This is a genomic window from Enterobacter asburiae (assembly GCA_011754535.1).
GTDB lineage: Bacteria > Pseudomonadota > Gammaproteobacteria > Enterobacterales > Enterobacteriaceae > Enterobacter > Enterobacter cloacae_N.
In genome coordinates, this window is record JAAQVN010000001.1 from 4,077,788 (window position 1) to 4,100,866 (window position 23,079).

At 56.2% G+C, this 23,079-nt stretch carries 23 protein-coding genes; 11 read left to right on the plus strand and 12 right to left on the minus strand.

Annotation, left to right across the window (positions count from 1 at the left end):
• Positions 1-113 precede the first annotated feature (113 nt).
• Complete coding sequence (yghU, locus tag HBM95_19315; GenBank protein NIH45057.1) at positions 114-980, plus strand: glutathione-dependent disulfide-bond oxidoreductase; 867 nt, start codon at positions 114-116, stop codon at positions 978-980.
• Between the two features lie 158 nt (positions 981-1,138).
• A complete protein-coding gene (locus tag HBM95_19320; protein ID NIH45058.1) occupies positions 1,139-1,471 on the plus strand; it encodes a glycine zipper family protein in 333 nt (110 codons plus the stop codon).
• Positions 1,472-1,545: 74 nt separating this feature from the next.
• Here the strand turns inward: HBM95_19320 and HBM95_19325 are convergent, their stop codons facing one another.
• The 3 genes from HBM95_19325 to HBM95_19335 are packed head-to-tail and all read right to left on the minus strand — an operon-like array spanning position 1,546 to position 4,414.
• Positions 1,546-2,448 carry an alpha/beta hydrolase gene (locus HBM95_19325; protein ID NIH45059.1) on the minus strand — a complete coding sequence of 301 codons (903 nt, stop codon included), beginning with the start codon at positions 2,446-2,448 and terminating at the stop codon, positions 1,546-1,548.
• Positions 2,438-3,334, minus strand: coding sequence for an alpha/beta hydrolase (locus tag HBM95_19330; protein ID NIH45060.1), 897 nt, complete (start codon positions 3,332-3,334; stop codon positions 2,438-2,440). Before HBM95_19330 ends, HBM95_19325 begins: the two co-directional genes overlap by 11 nt.
• A 24-nt stretch (positions 3,335-3,358) precedes the next feature.
• Positions 3,359-4,414: a sugar phosphate isomerase/epimerase gene (locus HBM95_19335; GenBank protein ID NIH45061.1), complete on the minus strand. Its 1,056-nt coding sequence runs from the start codon at positions 4,412-4,414 to the stop codon at positions 3,359-3,361.
• Positions 4,415-4,556: 142 nt separating this feature from the next.
• Here HBM95_19335 and HBM95_19340 point away from each other — a divergent pair, with 142 nt between their 5' ends.
• Positions 4,557-5,150 (plus strand): TetR/AcrR family transcriptional regulator, encoded by a 594-nt coding sequence (locus tag HBM95_19340; protein NIH45062.1) that lies wholly within the window; start codon positions 4,557-4,559, stop codon positions 5,148-5,150.
• Between the two features lie 54 nt (positions 5,151-5,204).
• Here the strand turns inward: HBM95_19340 and HBM95_19345 are convergent, their stop codons facing one another.
• Positions 5,205-6,752, minus strand: a complete 1,548-nt coding sequence (locus HBM95_19345) for a HAMP domain-containing protein (GenBank protein ID NIH45063.1) — start codon at positions 6,750-6,752, stop codon at positions 5,205-5,207.
• A 257-nt stretch (positions 6,753-7,009) separates the two neighbouring features.
• On the opposite strand from HBM95_19345, the gene HBM95_19350 reads away from it, so the two are divergent.
• Positions 7,010-8,050 (plus strand): aldo/keto reductase, encoded by a 1,041-nt coding sequence (locus HBM95_19350; GenBank protein NIH45064.1) that lies wholly within the window; start codon positions 7,010-7,012, stop codon positions 8,048-8,050.
• A 108-nt stretch (positions 8,051-8,158) separates the two neighbouring features.
• Here the strand turns inward: HBM95_19350 and HBM95_19355 are convergent, their stop codons facing one another.
• Together HBM95_19355 and HBM95_19360 are read right to left on the minus strand one after the other, a co-directional pair.
• Positions 8,159-8,647 (minus strand): TIGR00645 family protein, encoded by a 489-nt coding sequence (locus HBM95_19355; protein NIH45065.1) that lies wholly within the window; start codon positions 8,645-8,647, stop codon positions 8,159-8,161.
• Between the two features lie 81 nt (positions 8,648-8,728).
• A complete protein-coding gene (locus HBM95_19360; GenBank protein NIH45066.1) occupies positions 8,729-9,232 on the minus strand; it encodes an RNA helicase in 504 nt (167 codons plus the stop codon).
• A 102-nt stretch (positions 9,233-9,334) separates the two neighbouring features.
• Here HBM95_19360 and HBM95_19365 point away from each other — a divergent pair, with 102 nt between their 5' ends.
• Both HBM95_19365 and HBM95_19370 read left to right on the plus strand, forming a co-directional pair.
• Complete coding sequence (locus tag HBM95_19365) at positions 9,335-9,739, plus strand: hypothetical protein (GenBank protein ID NIH45067.1); 405 nt, start codon at positions 9,335-9,337, stop codon at positions 9,737-9,739.
• Position 9,740: 1 nt separating this feature from the next.
• Positions 9,741-10,190, plus strand: coding sequence for a cytoplasmic protein (locus HBM95_19370; GenBank protein ID NIH45068.1), 450 nt, complete (start codon positions 9,741-9,743; stop codon positions 10,188-10,190).
• Positions 10,191-10,232: 42 nt separating this feature from the next.
• Here HBM95_19370 and exbD read toward each other — a convergent pair whose 3' ends face one another.
• Positions 10,233-10,658, minus strand: coding sequence for a TonB system transport protein ExbD (gene exbD, locus HBM95_19375; protein ID NIH45069.1), 426 nt, complete (start codon positions 10,656-10,658; stop codon positions 10,233-10,235).
• Positions 10,659-10,662: 4 nt separating this feature from the next.
• Positions 10,663-11,394: a tol-pal system-associated acyl-CoA thioesterase gene (gene exbB / locus HBM95_19380; GenBank protein ID NIH45070.1), complete on the minus strand. Its 732-nt coding sequence runs from the start codon at positions 11,392-11,394 to the stop codon at positions 10,663-10,665.
• A gap of 251 nt (positions 11,395-11,645) precedes the next feature.
• On the opposite strand from exbB, the gene metC reads away from it, so the two are divergent.
• Positions 11,646-12,833 (plus strand): cystathionine beta-lyase, encoded by a 1,188-nt coding sequence (gene metC, locus HBM95_19385; protein NIH45071.1) that lies wholly within the window; start codon positions 11,646-11,648, stop codon positions 12,831-12,833.
• A gap of 143 nt (positions 12,834-12,976) precedes the next feature.
• Positions 12,977-13,636, plus strand: a complete 660-nt coding sequence (locus HBM95_19390; protein ID NIH45072.1) for a DedA family protein — start codon at positions 12,977-12,979, stop codon at positions 13,634-13,636.
• Positions 13,637-13,681: 45 nt separating this feature from the next.
• Here HBM95_19390 and HBM95_19395 read toward each other — a convergent pair whose 3' ends face one another.
• Positions 13,682-14,581, minus strand: a complete 900-nt coding sequence (locus tag HBM95_19395) for an AraC family transcriptional regulator (GenBank protein ID NIH45073.1) — start codon at positions 14,579-14,581, stop codon at positions 13,682-13,684.
• A 195-nt stretch (positions 14,582-14,776) separates the two neighbouring features.
• Here HBM95_19395 and yqhD point away from each other — a divergent pair, with 195 nt between their 5' ends.
• A complete protein-coding gene (yqhD, locus tag HBM95_19400) occupies positions 14,777-15,940 on the plus strand; it encodes an alcohol dehydrogenase (GenBank protein NIH45074.1) in 1,164 nt (387 codons plus the stop codon).
• A gap of 105 nt (positions 15,941-16,045) precedes the next feature.
• A complete protein-coding gene (gene dkgA / locus HBM95_19405) occupies positions 16,046-16,873 on the plus strand; it encodes a 2,5-didehydrogluconate reductase DkgA (protein NIH45075.1) in 828 nt (275 codons plus the stop codon).
• 96 nt (positions 16,874-16,969) lie between these two features.
• On the opposite strand, the gene HBM95_19410 is transcribed toward dkgA, so the two are convergent.
• Positions 16,970-19,144: a YgiQ family radical SAM protein gene (locus HBM95_19410; GenBank protein ID NIH45076.1), complete on the minus strand. Its 2,175-nt coding sequence runs from the start codon at positions 19,142-19,144 to the stop codon at positions 16,970-16,972.
• 200 nt (positions 19,145-19,344) lie between these two features.
• Here HBM95_19410 and HBM95_19415 point away from each other — a divergent pair, with 200 nt between their 5' ends.
• Positions 19,345-20,820 carry a potassium transporter TrkG gene (locus HBM95_19415; protein NIH45077.1) on the plus strand — a complete coding sequence of 492 codons (1,476 nt, stop codon included), beginning with the start codon at positions 19,345-19,347 and terminating at the stop codon, positions 20,818-20,820.
• 32 nt (positions 20,821-20,852) lie between these two features.
• On the opposite strand, the gene ftsP is transcribed toward HBM95_19415, so the two are convergent.
• A complete protein-coding gene (ftsP, locus tag HBM95_19420; GenBank protein NIH45078.1) occupies positions 20,853-22,265 on the minus strand; it encodes a cell division protein FtsP in 1,413 nt (470 codons plus the stop codon).
• A 58-nt stretch (positions 22,266-22,323) separates the two neighbouring features.
• Positions 22,324-23,061, minus strand: coding sequence for a 1-acylglycerol-3-phosphate O-acyltransferase (plsC, locus tag HBM95_19425; protein NIH45079.1), 738 nt, complete (start codon positions 23,059-23,061; stop codon positions 22,324-22,326).
• Positions 23,062-23,079 lie beyond the last annotated feature (18 nt).

Here is a 23,079-nt window from a genome sequence, read left to right on the forward strand (position 1 = left end):
TGACAGAGGAGGATTTATCATACACCTACACTGACCGTTGCGCTCACATCGTTAAACGGTCGCTTCATCTCCTGCTAAACTCCCTCAACACATCACTCAAAAGGCAGGCCAACATGTCAGACAACACGTATCAGCCACCCAAAGTGTGGGAATGGAAAAAGAACGGCGGCGGCGCATTCGCCAACATTAACCGCCCAATTTCCGGTGCAACGCATGAGAAAGATCTGCCCGTGGGCTCCCACCCTCTGCAGCTTTACTCTCTCGGGACACCGAACGGCCAGAAGGTGACGATCATGCTCGAAGAGCTGCTGGCGCTGGGCGTGACGGGCGCGGAGTATGACGCGTGGTTGATCCGCATCGGCGAGGGCGATCAGTTCTCCAGCGGGTTTGTAGAGGTGAACCCGAACTCGAAAATTCCGGCGCTGCGTGACCACTCCACGAACCCGCCAACACGCGTCTTTGAATCCGGCAATATTCTGCTTTATCTGGCAGAGAAATTTGGTCACTTCCTGCCGAAAGACCCGGCGGGACGCACCGAAACCCTGAACTGGCTCTTCTGGCTGCAGGGTGCGGCGCCGTTCCTCGGCGGCGGCTTTGGCCACTTCTATAACTATGCGCCGGTAAAAATCGAGTACGCAATTGACCGCTTCACCATGGAAGCCAAGCGCCTGTTCGACGTGCTGGATAAACAGCTGGCGCGCGGTCGCTACGTCGCGGGTGAGGAGTACACCATCGCGGATATGGCGATCTGGCCGTGGTTCGGCTGCGTGGCGCTGGGCAGTGTCTATAACGCCGCCGAGTTCCTGGACGCAGAAAAGTATACCAACGTCCAGCGCTGGGCGAAGGACGTGGCGAACCGCCATGCGGTTAAGCGCGGTCGCATCGTTAACCGCACCAGCGGCGAGCTGAACGAGCAGCTCCACGAACGCCACGCGGCGAGCGACTTCGAAACCGATACGGAAGACAAGCGTCAGGCGTAACGTTCCGCCGGGCGGAGCCCCGCCCGGCAACCGGGATCCTTACCCAGGGCATGATTCGCCTAAAGGTTGAGTCGGTATTGCTGGCACTATCTGGCCGTTTTTCTCCCCTCAGCGTGAGAAACGACGTATCAACCGACAGCAGTCACAAAGGATCTGTTATGAAACTTATTAAAACAACGCTGGTTATCAGCGCCCTCATGTTTTCCACCTCTGGAATGGCCATCGACAAAACCGCTGCCGGCGCGGTAGCAGGCGCTGCCATTGGCGCAGCCACGGGCAAAGATCTGAAATCGACCGTGGGCGGTGCCGTGGTGGGCGCAGGTACGGGGGCGATGTTCAAAAAAGGCGAAAAAGGCAAAGACGCACGTAAGGGCGGTGCCGTGGGTGCCGTCGTTGGCGCGGGCGCGGCTGCGGTGACGGGCAATAGCGTGCTGAAAGGTGCGGCCGTTGGTGCGGGCACGGGCGCGCTGATTGGTGAAGCGACGCACTGATAGGGTGTTCTACCTTGTGAACCGATATGAATAATAAACCCAGCGATCGCGCTGGGTTTTTTGTGTTGTCTGAATCAGATACGCGCACGTTCGAACAACCGACGCGCGGCTGGCGTTAACCCTGTCATATGAATGCAGGCGTGCACCATGCCCGGCAGCCGTTCGCAGCGTACTGGTACCCCCGCCTCGTCAAGCCGCCGCGCATACGCTTCAGCCTCATCGCGCAGGGGATCATATTCGCAGCTGAGGATGGTTGCCGGCGGTAAATCCCTCAGCGAGGCCATATGCAGCGGTTCGGCACAGGGATGACGACGGTCTCCCAGATAGTGTTCCCAGCAAAACGCCATCGCATCACGCGTTAAAAAATAACCTTCAGCAAATTCACAATAGCTTTCGGTCGACATCTCGCGACTTAACGCCGGGTAGAGCAGCAACTGATGCTCTATATGAGGTCCGCCGCGATCCCGGGCCAGCAGCGTTGCCGCGGCAGCAAGATTACCGCCTGCACTGTCACCGCCCACCGCCAGACGGGTTGCATCTATCCCCAGAGCCGCGGCCTGTTCACTGGCCCAGCACAGTGCCTGATAAACATCTTCTAACGGCCTTGGGAAGGGGAACTCCGGCGCCAGACGGTAATCCACGGAGAGTATTTTCCGGCCAGTAGCATTAGCCAGTGCCTGACAGGGCCGATCGTACAGCGACAGCGACCCCAGACACCATCCGCCGCCGTGAGCAAACAGCATTGCAGGCTGCGCGATATCTGCGTTTGAGGCAGCAGGCGTATAGGCGCGAAGGCCGATAGCGTAGCCATCATCGGCGATAACAACATAATGTTGAATGGCGTCACCGGTTTCCTCCTCGCCCTGTAGCCGCAACAAACCCGCGTCGGTGGCGGCACGCAAGTCGGCTAACGACGCTGGCTGTGGCGCGCCCGATGATGCAGCCAGAAAGTCAGCAATGTGTTTATCAAGCGGCACGATCGGTGTCCTCTGAGAGAAAGGGTACAATCAGCCCAATAAACGCCTCATAGCACTCTTCGGTAATAAAATGCCCGCAGTCAGCCACCGTCTCGCCCCGTAGATCCAGGGCATTACCCTGCAGGGTTGTCAGCGGCGCATCACGCGTCGCATGTTCCGCTCCCACCGTCAGTACCGGCATGGTTAAAGGCGTTTGCGCGCGGAACTGGTTTTGCCTGATGGTTTCCGGGATCGCACGATAATAGTCAAAGCCTGCACGCAGTCCTCCCGGTGTCGAATAGGCGTCGATATACACCTGAGCAGCCACCCGCTCCCGGCGATGTGCCCAGCGGTCGAAAATAAAGCTGAGATAGTGTGATTCACGCCCGCAGGTCAGGGTTTCGGGTAAATCCGCCAGCTGATTAAACATGAAGTGCCAAAGAAAAATGTTCTCTTCCGGTGCGACGAAAATCGGCGGCGGAGGAGCCAGGCCTGGGATAACCGCTTCGGTCAGCACAAGACGCTCCACCGCATCAGGAAAATCGCTTGCCATGGCGTAACCAACCCACATGCCAATATCGTGGCCCACTATGCGGTACTGTGAATGCCCCAGTTGCGCCATCAGTGTATGCAGGATGGCGCCAACGCGTCCGGTGTCATAGCCGTCGCGCGGTTTATCGGAATCCCCGATGCCGGGTGGATCAACCGCTATCGCCTGAAACCCCGCCTGCGCCAGCGCCTGCATGACGTAGCGCCACGTATACCAGGTTTGAGGCCAACCGGGTATCAGCAGGACCGGATGACCTTTGCCCGCTACGACGCAGTGAATACGTTGTCCATCCACTTTCGTATAGACATGTTCTGCCCTGAGATCCTGGTTCAGGATCCCATCATATTGTTGTTCCATAAGAATTCCCTGTGATGTGACGGTTTAGCGAATGCCGAGTAATGCGTTGATTTGCTGAGCATTGACCGGAGCACCGGCGAAGTCATCGAAGACTTTATCGGTGATGTGAATAATGTGGTCGCGGATGAACGCTGCCCCTTCTCTGGCACCGTCCTGCGGGTTTTTCAGACAGCATTCCCACTCCAGGGTTGCCCAGCCAGCATAATCGTATTGGGTCAGCTTCGAGAAAATAGCCCTGAAATCAACCTGACCGTCACCCAGTGAGCGAAAACGCCCTGCGCGTTCGAGCCATGACTGATACCCACCATAAATCCCCTGACGACCGGTTGGATTAAATTCAGCATCTTTGACGTGAAACATGCTGATAACGTCCTTATATATATCAATAAATTCCATATAGTTAAGCTGCTGAAGCACCATGTGGCTCGGGTCAAAAAGTATCCGGCAGCGTGGATGCGCCTTCACCCGCTGATAAAACATTTCAAACGTCACGCCATCGTGCAGATCTTCACTCGGATGAATTTCATAGCACAGGTTGATGCCATGTTCGTCGCAGGCGTTGAGCACCGGCATCCAGCGTCTGGCCAGCTCGTCAAAAGCGGTTTCAATTAACCCTTCCGGGCGCTGCGGGAACGGGAACAGATAAGGCCATGCCAGCGAGCCTGAGAATGTCCCCAGATCGCTGAGGCCAAGCCGGGCGGAAGCCTTCACCGCCATCAGCAGCTGTTGCCGTGCCCACTCGCCGCGTGCTTGCGGGTTGCCGTGTATTTCCGGCGGCGCGAAGCTGTCGCACAGGCTGTCATACGCCGGATGGACCGCCATTAGCTGGCCAAAGATATGGCTGGTCAGCTCACTCACGACCAGGCCATGTTCCGCCAGCATGCCGGTAAGATCGTCACAATAGGTCTGGCTTTCCGCCGCCGTCGAAACGTCGAACAGCCGACGGTCCCAGGCCGGAATTTGTAATGCCTTAAAACCGGTTTCCGCGGCCCACCGGGCTATTGTCGGTAAACTGTCAAACGGGGCAACCTCGTCACTGAACTGTGCGAGATGAAGAGAGGGTCCTTTGAGGGTTTTCATCGTAAACTCCTATTGTTTGTCGATTGACAAACAATAGGAGTAAAATCAGTTAACCGCAAGCAAAACTTATAAATTCATTGGTAATCCCAACGAATTAAGCGATCCTGTTTGCAGTGAACAGAAGACAAACCGGAGCAACAAAATGGCAGGAAGACCGCGCCAGTTCGATCGCGACCAGGCGCTTATCAAAGCGCGTAACCTGTTCTGGCGACAAGGGTACGAAGGGACCTCAATGTCAGATTTGGTGGCTGAGCTGGGCATCGCTTCGGCGCGCATTTACAAGGCGTTCGGTTCAAAAGAACAGCTCTTTCGGGAAGCGATTGCTCATTATGAAAACGAAGAAGGCAGCTTCGCGGATCGCGCATTAACCACCGAGGGTGATGTACGGCAGGCAATCAAAACGCTGCTGAGTGATGCCATTACGCTTTATAGCCAACCTGGCAAGCCGCATGGGTGCATGGTGGTTGCTACAGCCGCTAGCGTCAGTGCGGAAAATGACGGCATTAAATCCTGGCTGGCTGAGCATCGCCTGCAGCGCACGCAGCAGATCATTGACCGGCTGCGGCTGGCGGTGCAAAACGGTGAATTGCCCGAAACGACCGATCCTGACAGTCTGGGAGACTTTTTTGCCGTCTTTTTACATGGCTTATCCGTTCAGGCTCGTGACGGCGTGCCGTCATCACGATTGCTGGCGTCCGCTGAGCAGGCGATGAGCATCCTGCCGCCCAAAGAGTGAGATCCAACAGACGAAAAAGCAGAAAGGCCGCACGGAGCGGCCTTAGCAGAAGGCTCACGCCGTCAGGCGGAACTTTTGCACCGAGCGCTGAAGCTCTTCGGTCTGGCGCTCAAGCGCCGCCGCTGCCGCAGAAACCTCTTCAACCAGCGAGGCGTTCTGCTGAGTGACGCCGTCCATCTGGGTAATGGCAATCCCGACCTGCGAAATGCCCTTGCTTTGCTCCTCAGAAGCCGATGCGATTTGCTTCATAATGGTCGTCACTTCCGTCACGTCGCGCAAAATCGCATCCATAGTGGTGCCCGTGTCGCCCACCAGCTGCGCTCCCTGCTCGACGCGGGTAACGGAATCAGCGATCAGCCCCTCAATTTCTTTTGCCGCGTTGGCGCTGCGGCTTGCCAGGTTACGGACTTCACCCGCCACCACGGCGAAACCACGCCCCTGCTCGCCCGCGCGTGCCGCTTCTACGGCCGCATTGAGCGCCAGAATATTGGTCTGGAAGGCGATGCTGTTGATCACGTTGGTGATTTCAGCAATTTTCTTCGAGCTTTCCGAAATACCGCTCATGGTGGTGACTACCTCTTCCACCAGCGAGCCGCCGCGGCTGGCGGTGGTTGAGGCCACATCGGCAAGCTGGCTGGCCTGACGCGCGCTTTCCGCGTTCAGTTTCACGGTAGCGGTGAGCTGTTCCATGCTGGCAGCCGTCTCTTCCAGCGCGGCAGCCTGCTCTTCGGTGCGGGAAGAGAGGTCGTTGTTGCCGCTGGAAATTTCCGTCGCGCCGCGCCAGATATTTTCACTGCCGGAGCGGATGGTGCTGACGGCTTCACGCAGGCTGTCCTGCATAGCGCTCAACAGCGGTACCAGCTGTCCCACACAGTTGCGGCCGAAAGGCTCAATGGGCTGGCTGAGATCGCCCTGGGCAATCTGGCGGAACTGCTGGCGAATACGCTCCAGCGGTTTGACCAGCATCGCCACCAGGTAGCGGTCGGTAAAAAGCAGGATCAGCAGGCCGATAATGGTGGCGACAATAATGACCGTGCGGGTCATGCTGGTCAGGCCGTCGACCACCACGCGGGTGCTGTCGAGCGTCTTCGCCGCGGCATTGTTGAACTCCTCGGCGGCCGCACCGAACGCACGGCTCAGCGGCGGAGTGACGTTGTTGGCCTGCTGGCGGTAGCCGTCCAGGGTCGCCTGCTTCGCCTGCTCCATTTGCGGCGTCACGCCCTGCTCAAGCAGCGCCTGCCAGGCGCCGATCACCCGGGATGAGATCTGCTCATCCATCGGGCCTGGTGAGATCGCCTTCATCTCGACCAGTTTTTTACCCATGTTGTCCAGCGCCTGTTGGGCAGAGGACAAATCCGGCGTGCCGCCAGCGGCTTTGACCTCCATGGCGCGGCTCAGACGGGTGACAAAGCGGAAATACTGATCGTTGCCCTGGCTGAGCACCATCATCTGTTTGACCAGCTGGCGATCGACTTCATTACCATCTGATACCCGTGAAAGGGACCAGGTGCTGTACAGCCCGACGCCCGCCCACATTAAACAAAAGATTCCGAGGATCGTCAGCATGACGAAACGGATCGTGAAATTACGAAGCATATTCATAAGTCTTCCTTGCCGTGAGGGTGAATTCGCCCAGAGGCGAGTGCTACTCTCGTTATCGGCAGGGTGCAGGGAAATTATAACGTTTTGTGATTATTTTTAGTTAGCGTGGCTTCACAGGTGACGCAGTCATGGTTAAGCATTACCTTTCAACATCACAGGGTTTGGGCATGTCGTCGCTTCTCTGCTTAATTTATGATTTGATAAACACAGAATAAAAACGCTGTTTCGAAAATCCATTAAATAAGAAAGGAGACATCATGTCCTGGTACCCTGACGCTACCCGCTACGAGAATATGCAGTACCGCTATTGCGGCAAGAGCGGCCTGCGCCTGCCTGCGCTGTCGCTGGGTCTGTGGCATAGCTTCGGCCACATCCAGCCCTTTGATTCCCAGCGCGCGCTGCTGCGTAAAGCCTTCGACCTCGGTATTACCCATTTCGATCTTGCCAACAACTACGGCCCGCCAGCGGGTAGCGCGGAAGAGAACTTTGGCCGCCTGCTGCGTGAGGACTTTGCCGCGTACCGCGACGAGCTGATTATCTCCACCAAAGCCGGCTACGACATGTGGCCGGGGCCGTATGGTTCGGGGGGATCACGTAAATATCTGCTCGCCAGTCTCGACCAGAGCCTGAAACGCATGGGCGTAGAGTATGTGGATATTTTCTACTCCCACCGCGTGGATGAAAATACGCCGATGGAAGAGACAGCCTCCGCGCTGGCTCACGCGGTTCAGAGTGGAAAAGCGCTATACGTGGGCATTTCCTCCTACTCTACCGAGCGCACACAAAAAATGGCCGCGCTGCTTCACGAGTGGAAGATCCCGCTGCTGATCCACCAGCCGTCCTATAACCTGCTTAACCGCTGGGTCGATAAGACCGGCTTGCTGGATGCGCTGGAAGCAAACGGCACGGGGTGTATCGCCTTTACCCCGCTGGCGCAGGGTCTGCTAACCGGAAAATACCTGAACGGTATTCCTGAAGGTTCTCGCATGCAGCGCGAAGGGAACAAAGTGCGCGGCCTGACGCAGAAAATGCTGACTGAAGCTAACCTGAAAAGTCTTCGTCTGCTTAATGAGATGGCGCAGGCGCGCGGGCAGACGATGGCGCAGATGGCGCTAAGCTGGTTGTTGAAAGATGAACGCGTGACGTCAGTGCTGATAGGTGCGAGCCGTCCGGAGCAGCTGGAGGAGAACGTTCAGGCGCTGGAAAATCTGCGCTTTACTGATGACGAACTCAAGCGGATTGACCAGCACGTTGCGGATGGGGAGTTGAATTTGTGGCATTCGTCGTCGGATAAATAGTGCAGTCCGATGCTTTCGCCCCTCACCCTGCCCTCTCCCCAGAGGGGAGAGGGTATTCAAGTTCCCTCTCTCCTCTGGGGAGAGGGCAGGGTAAGGGGTAAGGTGTCTCTACTTCTTACTGATCTTATCGAGATACCCCATCACAAACGCCGACAGCACAAACGTCAGGTGGATAATCACATACCACATCAGCTTATTATCCGGCACGTTTTTCGCGTCCATAAACACGCGTAACAGGTGGATAGAGGAGATCGCCACTATAGATGCCGCAACTTTATTCTTCAGCGATGATGCGTCCATTTTTCCGAGCCAGCTGAGCTTCTCTTTATGCTCGGCGATATCAAGCTGAGAGACGAAGTTCTCATAACCGGAGAACATCACCATCACCAGTAAGCCGCCCACCAGTGTCATATCCACCAGCGACAACAGAACCAGAATCAAATCTGCTTCCGCCACGGAGAAAATGTTAGGCAAGACGTGGAAAATCTCCTGGAAGAACTTGATCGTCAGGGCGACCAGCGCCAGGGAAAGACCGAAATAGACGGGTGCGAGCAGCCAGCGAGAGGCATACATTGCGTTTTCAAAGAAGCGTTCCATAAAATCCTGTCTGCAAACGAAACCAGCGCTCAGTATATCTCAACGGCGCTGACTGTTTGCAAGAACTAACCCGCGCGTCACTCAGACGTTGTCCGGGTTAACCTCCGGACGCGCATACTCCGGCCAGACCAGCGCCACAAGCTCGGGGTAGGCTTCCAGACTAAACTCGCGAAAACACTGGCGCAAATTTAATACGTCCAGATCGGAACAGGAAACCTTCTCACCGTTAAGACAGCGCTTTTTGATATTGTCATAATATTTATAAACCGCCGAATTGAGGTCGCTACAGCGACGCTGAGCCTCAAACAGACCGGGGGTATCATTAATTTCCGACATTTTCATACGTTTAATTGTCGCGTGTAAGAAGTCGATATATTCATGATTCACCCGCCAGTACCAGACAGGCGTAACGGAGTTCATCAGAACAGAGAAATGGTCTTCTCCTTCCTCTTTTGTCATCAGCTCAGGCTGTGGCGGTTCACTGGTGTCTTTCGACACTTTCGTTTTATTGAACTCCTGCATCAATAAAAGCACACCAGCGGTCAGTAATAGTAATGTGATGACCGTAAAAAAAATGCTGTTCATGGGTTGGCTCCATTTTTTTTGATTTTAAAATTGCCTCATGATATTGTCAACGAATCTCACGCCTTTACCAACCCCACCCTGTTGAAAATAAAGGAAATTAAAATGCTGCCCGACTATCTCGTCCCGGCTAAGTACCACATTGCGCCTGTGGAACAGCAACCGATGGAAGAAGAAAAAAAGGCCAGTTTAACTCAGGGGAAAAGAAAGCTCTCTGATTTCGAGCCAGATATATTAATTGGCGTTTCCCGCACTGGCAAATCCCGTAATATGTTGCTGGAAGAGCACGATCGCCATATAAAAGACCGCTTATTTCGCGCTATAAAAATTGAAGCCTTCGTCCACCTGCTGAATGACCTGCAGGCCGAAGGTGAAATAGATGCCCAGAAACTAAGTCAAATAATGGCTGAAAAAACAAAAGAAATAAATGATGCCGGCAATGAAATTTGGCTTAATCTAATTACGCGAGAAAAAAACAACCCTATTTTTTATACCCTGGGGGAAGATTAACGTGAAACAAGTTAAAGACAATGACGTTTATTTGACTTTAGATGATAAAAAAAGTGATGAATTTATCTTAAAGCAAAATATCGAGGCACTGAGAAATGCAAAAAATGCCGAGATGACGCGTATTACACAAGACATGGTATCGATCCCGGCAACGCTGGTGCGTCTGAAATGGCAGAATCGCCGCGAGATTTATCCGTTACAGGTCAAAGAAGAAATTTACGGTGCCGTGATGAACGCCATCATCGAACAGCAACCAGAATTGAAAGAGAAACTGCTGGGACGTCTTGAGGCCAACTATCAGTATCTGCTTGCCAGAGAAGTCGCCACCCTGCGCCTGACGCGCAAACTGTCAGCCGGTGAATACCGTACGTCAAACGTCACCTGCGTTGCGCTCGATGAGGATGCGCTTGCAACCTCCTCTACCGCACCGACGGACGACAAAAACGCATAAACCGACAGGCATAAAAAAAGCCGGCTTTCGCCAGCTTCTGTATCACTTCGAGGCCGCTTTCTCTTCCCCGACCAGCCCAATCTTCAGATAACCCGCCTGATGCAGCGTGTCCATTACCTTCATCATGGTTTCGTAGTCGACGGTTTTGTCCGCCCGGAAGAAGACGGTGGTGTCTTTCTTGCCGCCGGTAAGCCGATCCAGCGCCGGAATAACGGAAGCATCCGTTACCGGGTCGTTACCCAGGAACATGGATTTATCCGCTTTCACCGACAGATAGATAGGCTTTTCCGGACGCGGCTGCGGCTGGCTGGAGGAGGCAGGCAGATTCACCTTCACGTCGACCGTCGCCAGCGGCGCAGCCACCATGAAGATAATCAGCAGCACCAGCATGACGTCGATAAACGGCGTCACGTTGATTTCGTGCATTTCGCCGTTATCGTCCAGATTTTCGTTGAGACGCATCGCCATACTATTAACCTACGCGCAGTTTAGACGCCGCATGGACCGGCTTCACGGCGCTGGCATTCAGGTCGAGATCGCGGCTTTGCAGCAGCAGAACCTGGGCGGCAACGTCTCCGAGAGTCGCTTTGTAGCTGCCAATCATACGCGCGAAGATGTTGTAGATAACCACCGCAGGGATAGCGGCAACCAGACCGATTGCCGTCGCCAGCAGCGCTTCCGCGATACCCGGCGCAACCACCGCGAGGTTGGTGGTTTGGGTCTGCGCAATACCGATAAAGCTGTTCATGATGCCCCAGACCGTACCGAACAGACCAATGAACGGCGAAATCGCGCCGATGGTCGCCAGATAACCATTGCCGCGTCCCATGTGTCGACCAACGGCCGCAACACGACGCTCCAGACGGAAACCGGTACGCTCTTTAATGCCTTCGTTATCTTCACTGCCGGCGGAGAGTTCCAGCTCGTTCTGAGCTTCATTCACTAACAGGGTGGTCAGGCTTTTCGCGTGGAAGGATGAGGTCATCTCAGAAGCCTGATCCAGAGAGCGGGCTTCAGCCAGCTGCTGCTGTTCCCGCTTGAGGCGACGCTTCTGCGAAAGCAGCTCGGCGCTTTTGCTGAAGAAGATAGCCCAGGTGACAACGGACGCCAGAATCAGGCCGATCATCACAATCTTAACCACGATGTCAGCATGATGATACATGCCCCAAACGGAGAGATCCGTCTGCATCAAATTATTACCCACTCTGTATCTCCAGGACGCAAATCACAAAATCTGAACGTAATAATATCAAAAAGTCGTCGAATTGATAGTCGTTCTCATTAGTATTTACATGGTGCCTTAATTTTCGCTCACTTTCCTTGCGCTTACGCAGTAAAAATTTCTTATGCGCCTTTTTGCTAATATTTTCTGCTTATTCGATAAGCATGCGGGTGCAGTTTTTAACAATCGTGGTAGTCTGGACGTCCAGACGTATAAAAACAGGGTTTGCGATTATGACGAAGAAGCATCTTGATACCACGCTGGTACAGGCTGGACGCAGCAAAAAATATACTCAGGGTTCGGTTAACAGCGTGATTCAACGCGCCTCTTCTCTGGTGTTTGACACCGTTGAGGAGAAAAAAATCGCCACGCGCAACCGCGCGAAAGGTGGGTTGTTCTATGGTCGTCGCGGCACCCTAACCCACTTTTCTCTGCAGGAGGCGATGTGCGAGCTGGAAGGCGGCGTGGGCTGCGCGCTGTTCCCATGCGGGGCGGCGGCGGTTGCCAACACCATTCTGGCGTTTGTGGAACAGGGCGACCATATCCTGATGACCAACACGGCCTATGAACCCAGCCAGGATTTCTGCACCAAAATCCTCAGCAAGCTCGGCGTAACAACCGGCTGGTTTGACCCACTGATTGGTGAAGGCATTGCTGACCTCATCCAGCCAAACACGCGCATTGTGTTCCTGGAATCTCCCGGTTCGATCACCATGGAAGTGCACGACGTGCCGGCTATCGTTAAGGCCGTACGCAGCAAAGCGCCAGAGGCGATTATCATGATCGACAACACCTGGGCGGCGGGCGTACTGTTTAAGGCGCTGGAATTCGACATTGATATCTCGATTCAGGCGGCAACGAAATACCTGATTGGCCACTCTGACGGGATGATTGGCACCGCGGTATCCAACGCGCGCTGCTGGGACCAGCTGCGTGAAAATGCCTACCTGATGGGCCAGATGGTGGATGCAGACACGGCATACATGACCAGCCGTGGTATCCGCACGCTGGGGGTTCGCCTGCGTCAGCATCATGAAAGTAGTCTGAAAATCGCTGAGTGGCTGGCGCAGCATCCGCAGGTTGAGCGCGTGAACCATCCGGCGCTGCCGGGCAGTAAGGGCCATGAGTTCTGGCAGCGTGACTTTACGGGCAGCAGCGGGCTGTTCTCGTTTGTGCTTAAAAAACGGCTCAATAATGACGAGCTGGCGAGCTATCTGGATAATTTTACCCTCTTCAGCATGGCCTACTCCTGGGGCGGTTTTGAATCCCTGATCCTGCCGAATCAGCCGGAGCAGATCGCGGCCCTGCGCCCCGGCGGTGAAGTGGACTTCAGCGGCACCCTCATTAGATTGCATATCGGTTTAGAAAACGTGGACGATTTAATTGCGGATTTATCTGCAGGGTTTGAACGTATCGTGTAGAGTGCGGGCTGAAAATGTACTCCCCGGACGCTTTTGTGAACACTGCAAGCAGAAAAGTCTGCATGAGTTGCGCCTGCGATCAACCCCGGCAGGTAAAATTGGGAGTACAATAGCGTTATCTCTGCTGTTCCACAGGAAAGTCCATGGCTGTTATTCAAGATATTATCGCGGCGCTCTGGCAACATGATTTTGCCGCCCTGGCGGATCCTCACGTCATAGGCGTCGTCTATTTTGTGATGTTCGCAACGCTGTTTCTGGAAAATGGATTACTGCCAGCCTCGTTTTTACCCGGTGACAGTTTGCTTTTACTTGCCGGGGCCTTGATTGGCAAAGGCGTCATGGACTTTACGCCCACGATGGTTATCCTCACCTCCGCCGCGAGCCTGGGCTGCTGGCTGAGCTATCTGCAGGGCCGCTGGCTTGGAAACACGCGCGTGGTAAAAAGCTGGCTGGCGCAGTTGCCCCATAAATACCATCAGCGTGCGACCTGTATGTTTGACCGACACGGCCTGCTGGCACTGCTGGCCGGGCGTTTTCTGGCGTTTGTTCGCACTCTTCTGCCCACCATGGCGGGTATTTCCGGGCTGTCTAACCGCCGGTTTCAGTTCTTCAACTGGCTGAGCGGCCTGCTGTGGGTCGGTGTCGTAACCACGTTCGGCTATGCGCTGAACATGATCCCGTTTGTGAAACATCACGAAGATCAGGTAATGACCTTCCTGATGATCCTGCCGATTTTCCTGCTGGTGGCAGGGCTGGTAGGGACGATTGCGGTGGTGATCAAGAAAAAGTATTGCAGCGCCTGATCCCCTCACCCTGATCCTCTCCCCATTGGGGAGAGGGAAAAAAGCCTAAGCTCCCTGCATGGTTCGGATGCGTGACGCATCTTCTCCCGGCGTGACGCCGAAATAGCGCTTAAACTCCCGACTGAACTGCGACGCGCTTTCATAGCCGACGCGCATGGCCGCCGCGCTGGCCTTCATGCCGTCGTGGATCATCAGCATGCGCGCCTTATGCAGCCGGTAGGTTTTGAGGTACTGCAGCGGCGAGGTGCTGGTCACCGATTTAAAATTATGGTGAAACGCCGAGACGCTCATGTTCGCTTCCGCGGCCAGCTGGTCAACGCTGAGGTTTTCCGTGTACTGACTCTCAATACGCTTGAGCACGCGGCTGATCAGGCTGAAGTGGGTCTGTCGGCTCACCTGGGCGAGTAACGCCCCCCCGCCCGGGCCCAGCAGCACGTGGTAAAGAATTTCGCGAACGATCTGTTTGCCGAGAATACGCGCGTCCAGCGGCCTCTCCATGACATCCAACAGGCGCTCAATGGCGCAGAGGATCTCTTCTGACAGCGTCGCCGAGTTAATCCCGCTGGAGGCCATCGACGGCTGGAAGAGCTCGTCTTCGCCAATCTCCATCAGCAGCTCCTGCAGCTGAAGAATATCAACGTTGACGCGAATACCCGCCAGCGGGACCTCCTCTGTCGCGAAGGTTTCACATTCGAAGGGTAAAGGTACCGTCAGGAGCAGATATTCATTGGTGTCGTAGCGGAACACGCGCTCGTTGATATAGCCAATTTTATGGCCCGAGAAGAGAAAAACGATGCCCGGCTGGTACATCACCGGCGTGCGCGTCCCGGGTTGCGTGCCGTAGAGCAGGCGAATGTCCGGCAGCAGGTCGCTGACGTTATTTTCTTTTTCTATCAGTCTTTTAATCTGCGTCGTGAGCTGGTGGCAGATCGCTTCGCGGTTCATTTTATGTTACTCCGGGTACGGTTTCCGACCCTTACAGTCTGCGCATTTTTCCGAAGTTTCTCCAGCGCTCTGTAGAAATGGGCAAGACATCGACAGGAATGTGCATTGAGGGCCTGGTCCCGGACGGCCACAATGAGCAGCATCAGGTAGCCATCAGCGCCACCACGGTTTTTCACCCACTAAAGGGAACGAGCAATGAACAACTTTAATCTTCATACCCCAACCCGCATTCTGTTTGGTAAAGACGCTATCGCCGATCTGCGCGCGCAGATCCCTGCTGACGCCCGCGTGCTGATCACCTACGGCGGCGGCAGCGTGAAAAAAACCGGCGTGCTGGATCAGGTTTATAGCGCGCTGGACGGTCTGGACGTGCGTGAGTTCGGCGGCATCGAGCCAAACCCGTCTTACGAAACGCTGATGAACGCGGTGAAAATCGCCCGCGAAGAAAATATCACCTTCCTGCTGGCGGTCGGCGGCGGCTCCGTGCTGGACGGCACTAAGTTCATCGCGGCGGCAGCGCACTACGCTGACGGCGTTGACCCGTGGCACATCCTGGAAACCCGCGGCAGCGACATCAAAAGCGCGATCCCGATGGGCTCCGTGCTAACCCTCCCGGCCACCGGCTCTGAATCCAACAAGGGCGCGGTGATCTCCCGCAAAACCACCGGCGACAAGCAGGCCTTTATGAACGAACACGTTCAGCCTGTCTTCGCTATTCTGGATCCGGTGTACACCTACACCCTGCCCGCGCGTCAGGTGGCGAACGGCGTGGTCGATGCCTTTGTTCACACCGTGGAGCAGTACGTGACCTACCCGGTGAATGCCAAAATTCAGGATCGCTTCGCGGAAGGCATTCTGCTGACGCTGATTGAAGAGGGCCCGAAAGCGCTGAAAGAGCCGGAGAACTATGACGTTCGCGCCAACGTCATGTGGGCCGCAACGCAGGCGCTTAACGGCCTGATCGGCGCTGGCGTGCCTCAGGACTGGGCGACCCACATGCTCGGCCATGAGCTGACGGCGATGCACGGTCTGGACCACGCTCAGACGCTGGCCGTTGTGCTGCCCGCGCTGTGGAACGAAAAACGCGACACCAAGCGCGCCAAACTGCTGCAGTACGCCGAGCGCGTTTGGAACATCACCGAGGGTTCTGACGATGCGCGTATTGATGCTGCCATTGAAGCGACCCGTAACTTCTTTGAAAGCCTGGGCGTGCCAACGCGTCTGTCCGGCTACGGCCTGGACGGCAGCTCTATCCCTGCCCTGCTGGCAAAACTCGAAGAGCACGGCATGACCCAGCTCGGCGAGCACGGGGACATTACACTGGACGTGAGCCGTCGTATCTACGAAGCGGCACGCTAAGCGTTTTTGTCCTCCCGACTTTCGTTTTTTGACATTTCGTCCAGACTTAATGCACACCCCATCGTCGTAGTCCCCCTCCGACGATGCGCACCTGAAGGAGGAAAAATGGCAAACCAAACCGTAATCAAGCTGCAGGACGGCAACGTGATGCCCCAGCTGGGGCTAGGTGTATGGAAAGCCGGTAACGACGAGGTCGTCTCCGCCATTCATAAAGCACTGGAAGTCGGCTATCGGTCGATTGATACCGCCGCCGCGTACAAAAACGAGGACGGCGTGGGTACCGCGCTGGCCAGCGCCGGCGTACCCCACGATGAGCTATTTATCACCACTAAACTGTGGAACGACGATCAAAAGCGCCCCCGTGAAGCGTTGCAGGAGAGCCTGGAGAAACTCCAGCTCGATTTCGTCGATCTGTACCTGATGCACTGGCCAGTTCCGGCCATCGACCATTACGTTGACGCCTGGAAAGGGATGATTGAACTGCAGAAAGAGGGGCTGGTGAAAAGCATCGGCGTCTGTAACTTCCAGGTACATCACCTGCAGCGTCTGATTGATGAAACGGGCGTCGCACCGGTGATTAACCAGATCGAGCTGCACCCGCTACTGCAGCAGCGTCAGCTTCATGCCTGGAACGCCACCCATAAGATCCAAACCGAATCCTGGAGCCCGCTGGCGCAGGGTGGTGAAGGCGTGTTCGATCAGAAAATTATCCGCGACCTGGCGGATAAATACGGTAAAACCCCGGCGCAAATCGTCATTCGCTGGCATCTGGACAACGGCCTGGTGGTCATTCCGAAATCGGTCACGCCGTCGCGTATCGCCGAGAACTTTGACGTCTGGGATTTCCGGCTGGACAAAGACGAGCTGGGTGAAATTGCGAAGCTGGATAAGGGCAAGCGTTTAGGGCCGGATCCGGATCAGTTTGGCGGTTAAGTGCAGAAAAAAGCCGGGTGGCGGCTTTGCCTTACCCGGCCTACGCTCTGGCCTGTAGGCCCGGTAAGCGCAGCGCCACCGGGCTTTGTTACAGGTTTATCCGATCTTACGTTTTCCCGCTTTTTTAGTCCCCGCACCACCGTTCGAACGCTGATGCACAATCGGCGTGTGCTTGGTCAGCGCCGGGCGCGTATTGCGGTTCTGGCGACGCGCTTCGCGCATCTCATCCAGCGTCGGGGCCGGTACCAGGCAGTCACGGCGCGAGCCAATCAGGTGTTTTTTACCCATCTCTTCCAGCGCCTGACGGATCAGCGGCCAGTTTTTCGGATCGTGATAGCGCAGCAGCGCCTTGTGCAGACGGCGCTGTTTATCCCCTTTCGGTACCACCACCTCTTCACTCTTGTAGCCAATCTTACTCAGCGGGTTCTTGCCGGTGTAATACATGGTCGTCGAGTTGGCGAGCGGTGACGGATAGAAGTTCTGCACCTGATCCAGACGGAAGCGACGCTGCTTCAGCCACAGCGCCAGGTTGACCATGTCTTCATCGCGCGTGCCCGGGTGCGCGGAGATGAAGTACGGGATCAGATACTGCTCTTTGCCCGCCTGTTTCGAGTAGGTGTCGAACAGCTGCTTAAAGCGATCGTAACTGCCCATGCCCGGCTTCATCATCTTCGACAGCGGGCCTTCTTCGGTGTGCTCCGGCGCAATCTTCAGATAGCCGCCAACGTGGTGCGTCGCCAGCTCTTTGATGTAGCGCGGATCTTCCACGGCAATGTCGTAACGTACTCCGGAGGCGATGAGGATCTTCTTGATGCCCTTCAGGTCGCGCGCGCGGCGGTAGAGGTTGATCGTCGGTTCGTGGTTGGTGTCCATGTGCTCGCAAATGCTCGGGTAGACGCACGAGAGACGACGGCAGGTCTGCTCCGCGCGCGGCGATTTGCAGCGCAGCATATACATGTTCGCGGTTGGGCCGCCGAGATCGGAGATCACCCCGGTAAAGCCCGGCACCGAGTCGCGAATGGCTTCGATCTCATTGATGATCGAATCTTCAGAGCGGCTCTGGATAATGCGCCCCTCGTGCTCGGTAATTGAGCAGAAGGAACAGCCGCCGAAGCAGCCGCGCATGATGTTGATCGAGAAGCGGATCATCTCATACGCCGGGATACGGGCGTTGCCGTACGCCGGGTGCGGCACGCGCTTGTAAGGCAGCGCAAAGACGCTGTCCATCTCTTCGGTGGAGAGCGGGATCGCCGGCGGGTTGATCCAGATAAAGCGCTCGCCGTGCTTCTGCATCAACGCGCGGGCGCAGCCCGGGTTGGTTTCGTGGTGCAGAATACGGGACGCGTGCGCGTAGAGCACCTTGTCGGCTTTTACCTTCTCGTAGGACGGCAGCAGCACGTAGGTCTTTTCCCACGGCTTCGGACGCGGTGGCTGCACAACGATAGCCTTCGCTTCCGCTTTCTTCGGCTCAACCGGCTTGTTATCCGCACACGGCAGATCTTCACCATACGGGTGCGGGATCGGATCGATTTTGCCCGGCATATCGATGATACGGGAATCTACCCCGCTCCAGCCCGGCAGCGCCTCTTTCACCATGATCGCGGTGTTGCGCACGTCACGGATGCTGCTCACCGGCTCGCCCTGCGACAGACGGTGCGCAACTTCCACCAGCGGACGCTCGCCGTTACCATAAATCAGCATGTCGGCCTTGGAGTCCACCAGCACCGAGCGGCGAACGGTATCCGACCAGTAGTCATAGTGCGCGGTGCGGCGCAGGCTCGCCTCGATGCCGCCCAGGATCACCGGCACGTCTTTCCAGGCTTCTTTGCAGCGCTGGGTATAGACCAGGGTCGCGCGATCCGGGCGTTTACCCGCGACGTTATCCGGCGTGTAGGCGTCGTCATGGCGCAGCTTGCGGTCGGCGGTATAGCGGTTGATCATCGAGTCCATGTTGCCGGCGGTCACGCCGAAGAACAGGTTGGGTTTACCCAGACGCATAAAGTCGTCTTTGCTGTTCCAGTCGGGCTGGGAGATGATCCCCACGCGGAAGCCCTGTGCTTCGAGCATACGGCCACAGATGGCCATGCCGAAGCTCGGATGGTCAACGTAGGCATCGCCCGTGACCAGAATGATGTCGCAGCTGTCCCAGCCCAGCTGGTCCATCTCTTCCCGGGACATCGGCAGGAACGGCGCCGGTCCAAAGCAGGCCGCCCAGTACTGGGGCCAGGAGAAGAGGTCACGATCCGGCTGGATCAGGGAGATTGCGCTCATAATGCTTCCGAAGAAAAAATAGACAAAAGGAGCGGGATTATACGCTGTTCATCCGTCAGATTTGAAGAAAAGGATGCAGGAAGCAGGCAGATATTCGTGGAAGTCGTTAAAATACAGCGCCCTGTTAATTTTGCATCATAATTACCCCTGACTCTCCCGGTCTTCAGCCGCCGGGAGGAATTCTGGCGTGGAGTTGCTTTGTGAAGTTCAACGATTCGTTACATGTGTCTCAGCTGCGGGTTGTGCTCCACCTCTGCGGTTTTTTGGTTCTGCTGTACAGCCTGTCGATGCTGCCGCCGATGGTCATCGCCCTGCTCAATAAAGAGCGGACCTACTTTGCGTTCCTGACCACCTTTTTGACCTTTTTCAGCCTCGGAGGGTTAACCTGGCGGGCAACCCGCCACGCCGGCATACAGCTGCGCACCCGCGACGGTTTCGTGATCATCGTGCTGTTCTGGCTGCTGTTTTCATTGATAAGCGCCATGCCGCTATGGATGGATGATGGCCTGCACCTCTCCTTTGCGGACGCGCTCTTCGAAGGGGTTTCCGGGATCACCACCACCGGGGCGACGGTGATCGGGGACGTCAGCGCCCTGCCGAAGTCTTACCTTTATTATCGCGCTCAGCTCAATTTCATTGGCGGATTAGGCGTCATCGTGCTGGCCGTCGCGGTTCTGCCGCTGCTGGGCATTGGTGGCATGAAGCTCTATCAGTCAGAGATGCCGGGTCCGTTCAAGGAGGAGCGCCTGACGCCCCGCCTTGCCGATACCGCACGTACCCTGTGGGTGACCTACTTCGCGCTGGGCGTGGCCTGCACCCTGGCCTACTGGCTGGCGGGGATGTCCTTTTTTGACGCCCTCTGTCACGGGCTTTCGACGGTGTCACTGGGCGGGTTCTCCACCCGCAGCGAGAGCATCGGTTTTTATGACAGCCACGCGATTGAGCTGGTTGCCGGGGCGTTTTCGCTGCTCTCCGCGTTTAACTTCACCCTCTGGTACGTCGCTATTGTCCGACGCACCCTGAAGCCGATTCGCCGCAGCCCTGAGGTGAGATTCTTTCTGAGCGCCGCCGCGGTGATTATCGTCATCACCGCCTGGCAGGTCTGGCACGCGGGAATGTACAACCCTGTCGATAGCCTGGTGCACGCCTTCTTCCTTGCCAGTTCGATGATGACCGATAACGGCCTTTCGACAGCTGACTATGCCCAATGGCCCGCCCACACCATCTTCCTGCTGTTGAGCGCCAGCTTTTTTGGCGGCTGCGTAGGCTCAACCTGCGGCGGGATCAAAGCCCTGCGTTTTCTCATTATGTTCAAGCAGAGTATTCAGGAGATGAACCAGCTGGCCCATCCGCGCGCGCTGCTGAGCATAAAGGTGGGCAAAAGCGTGGTGAATGAACGCGTCCTGCGCTCGGTATGGAGCTTCTTTTTTCTCTACGTGATGATCACGGGCTTTTTTGTCTGGGCGCTTAATCTGATGGGCTACGACCTGTTTACGTCATTCGCCACGGTTGCCGCCTGTATCAACAACATGGGGCTGGGATTTGGTGAGACGGCGTCAACGTTCGGCACGTTAACAGAGGGAGCGAAACTGCTGATGTGCGCGGCGATGATCTTAGGGCGTCTGGAAATTTACCCGGTGCTGATTCTGTTCTCGCGCTTTTTCTGGCGGGCTTAAAACATTCCCGGCGAACCGGGAATGTCAGGGGGTTAAGGCGCGGGGTTAATCAGCATCTGCCCCACGGAGCCCCTGTCCATCATCTCCAGCGTCTGGCTGTGGAACAGGAACGGGAAGTGCGGCCACGAAGGCTGGCCGTAGTAGACGAGCAGTTCAACCTGGCCGTCCACCCAGACGGTATCTTTCCATCCACGGTCTTCCGGGAACGGCATCGCACCGTTAACGTTGCGGATCAGGAAGCTTACCCCTTCAATATGGAACGACTGCGGCATATCTGAACGCACCGTCCAGCGCTCCCAGGTGCCCTGCTGGGCGGTGATATCAATACGGTTCACATCCCACAGCGCGCCGTTAATGCCTGGATCGTCGCCCAGGCTGATATCACGGCTGCGCACCGGCGAACCGCTCACGATCTCCTGCGGCAGCAGACGCATCGGCAGGCTGTCGGTGACCAACGGCAGCAGGCCGGTTGGGCGCAGGGTTAACACCAGCGTGGAGACCAGAATGCTCGACGGCTCAAAGAACCCGCGAATACGATCAACAATGCTCGCGGCTTCACCACAGGTGACGGAGACTTCATCCCCGTTGGTCATATCCACCAGAATTTCACGACGCTCTCCCGGCGCCAGCGCCAGCTGTTTTACGGAGACGGGCGCGGGTAAAAAGCCCTGGTCGCCGGAGATGACGTGCAGCGGGCGGCCATCGCTCATCTGCAGCTGATAACGGCGCGAGTTAGAGGCGTTGAGCAGACGCAGGCGCACCCAGCCACGGGACACTTCCACGTACGGGCTCTGCGCGCCGTTAACCAGCAGCGTATCGCCGACGAAGCCACCGCTGCCCGGCTCGCTGTACTCCGGCGTACCGAAGTTATCCAGACGTTTGTCCTGAATGATGACCGGGAAATCATCCACGCCGTAGTGGTTCGGGATCGGCAGCGATTTGCTCATCTCATCTTCCACCAGCCACATGCCGGCCAGGCCGTTATAGACCTGCTGCGCCGTACGGTTAGGGGTATTGGCGTGATACCACAGGGTTGCCGCGCTCTGGCGGATCGGCAGGACGGGCGCCCAGTCGGCGTTGGGGGACATCATTCGCGCCGCGCCGCCAATCAGCGGGCCAGGAACCTGTAAGCCGCTGATGGTCATGGCGACGTTTTCAGCCGTACGGTTGCTGTAAATGAGCTTAACGTCATCGCCGTTCCACACGCGGACGGTCGGCCCGAGGTAGCGCCCGTTAATGCCCCACACCGGCGCGCGCGTGCCCTGGGTGAACGACCAGTGGCTGCGCTGAAGCGTGAGGAAAAGCGGCTGCCCGCGACGGGATTCAATCAACGGCGGAATGGGTAGCGGCTGTTGCTGCCCGGCGGCGCTGGCTGTCAGCGGCATCGCACCCGCACAAAGGGCAATCCCCGAAGCCTGAATAAACTGACGCCGACTGAGTGACATATAAGCTCCATCTGAAACGACTAACAACGCGGGAATTCGTTTTCCCTTTAACGCCGGATTAAAACTTACCGGCGGCTTCTCTTTCTGCGACTTCTTTGTCCAGCAGCGCAATATGCTGAGCCATCAGCTCGCGGCAGTGGGCTGCCAGCTCGCGCACCTGGTCTTTACCATACTTACTGGTATCGACGGGTGGCAGCATTTCGACAATCACCAGACCATTATTCAGGCGGTTAAGATTAATCTTATTAGAAGTATTGGAAACGCACACGGGAATAATTGGAACACCTGCCGCAATTGCGGCATGAAACGCGCCGGTTTTAAACGGCAGCAGACCGCGACCGCGGCTGCGCGTTCCTTCCGGGAACATCCAGATGGATATTTTGCGCTTTTTAAAATGGTTCACCACTTCCGCAATGGTGCCGTGCGCTTTTGCGCGGTTATTACGGTCGATCAGCAGGTTACCGGTCAGCCAGTACAGCTGGCCAAAAAACGGGATCCACAGCAGGCTTTTTTTCCCCACCGTTACGGTCGGCGGCAGAACAATATTGGAGGCCGTCACCATATCGTAGTTGTTCTGATGGTTAGCGATATAGATGGCGTTACCGAAATTCTCCGCCCCTTCAGGCAGGCGTTTTTCAACCTTCAGGCCAAACAGCGGCGCAAGGCGGCCGAACATATGGCCAAAGGTGGCAACATGCTTAGGATTACGCGGGCTGAACAGGCAGTAAATAGAGCCGAAAATACAGACCAGAATGCAGTAGATAACGGTAAGAATAAGACGAACAATATATAGCATAGCGACCTCTGAAGCCCT

Coding starts and splice junctions, on each gene's coding strand:
- HBM95_19335 (NIH45061.1), bottom strand. CDS start 4,414: ATGAAAACCCTCAAAGGACCCTCTCTTCATCTCGCACAGTTCAGTGAC.
- HBM95_19340 (NIH45062.1), top strand. CDS start 4,557: ATGGCAGGAAGACCGCGCCAGTTCGATCGCGACCAGGCGCTTATCAAA.
- HBM95_19350 (NIH45064.1), top strand. CDS start 7,010: ATGTCCTGGTACCCTGACGCTACCCGCTACGAGAATATGCAGTACCGC.
- HBM95_19330 (NIH45060.1), bottom strand. CDS start 3,334: ATGGAACAACAATATGATGGGATCCTGAACCAGGATCTCAGGGCAGAA.
- exbD (NIH45069.1), bottom strand. CDS start 10,658: ATGGCGATGCGTCTCAACGAAAATCTGGACGATAACGGCGAAATGCAC.
- yghU (NIH45057.1), top strand. CDS start 114: ATGTCAGACAACACGTATCAGCCACCCAAAGTGTGGGAATGGAAAAAG.
- HBM95_19355 (NIH45065.1), bottom strand. CDS start 8,647: ATGGAACGCTTCTTTGAAAACGCAATGTATGCCTCTCGCTGGCTGCTC.
- yqhD (NIH45074.1), top strand. CDS start 14,777: ATGAACAACTTTAATCTTCATACCCCAACCCGCATTCTGTTTGGTAAA.
- HBM95_19365 (NIH45067.1), top strand. CDS start 9,335: ATGCTGCCCGACTATCTCGTCCCGGCTAAGTACCACATTGCGCCTGTG.
- metC (NIH45071.1), top strand. CDS start 11,646: ATGACGAAGAAGCATCTTGATACCACGCTGGTACAGGCTGGACGCAGC.
- HBM95_19360 (NIH45066.1), bottom strand. CDS start 9,232: ATGAACAGCATTTTTTTTACGGTCATCACATTACTATTACTGACCGCT.
- HBM95_19320 (NIH45058.1), top strand. CDS start 1,139: ATGAAACTTATTAAAACAACGCTGGTTATCAGCGCCCTCATGTTTTCC.
- HBM95_19345 (NIH45063.1), bottom strand. CDS start 6,752: ATGAATATGCTTCGTAATTTCACGATCCGTTTCGTCATGCTGACGATC.
- plsC (NIH45079.1), bottom strand. CDS start 23,061: ATGCTATATATTGTTCGTCTTATTCTTACCGTTATCTACTGCATTCTG.
- ftsP (NIH45078.1), bottom strand. CDS start 22,265: ATGTCACTCAGTCGGCGTCAGTTTATTCAGGCTTCGGGGATTGCCCTT.
- dkgA (NIH45075.1), top strand. CDS start 16,046: ATGGCAAACCAAACCGTAATCAAGCTGCAGGACGGCAACGTGATGCCC.
- HBM95_19395 (NIH45073.1), bottom strand. CDS start 14,581: ATGAACCGCGAAGCGATCTGCCACCAGCTCACGACGCAGATTAAAAGA.
- HBM95_19410 (NIH45076.1), bottom strand. CDS start 19,144: ATGAGCGCAATCTCCCTGATCCAGCCGGATCGTGACCTCTTCTCCTGG.
- HBM95_19390 (NIH45072.1), top strand. CDS start 12,977: ATGGCTGTTATTCAAGATATTATCGCGGCGCTCTGGCAACATGATTTT.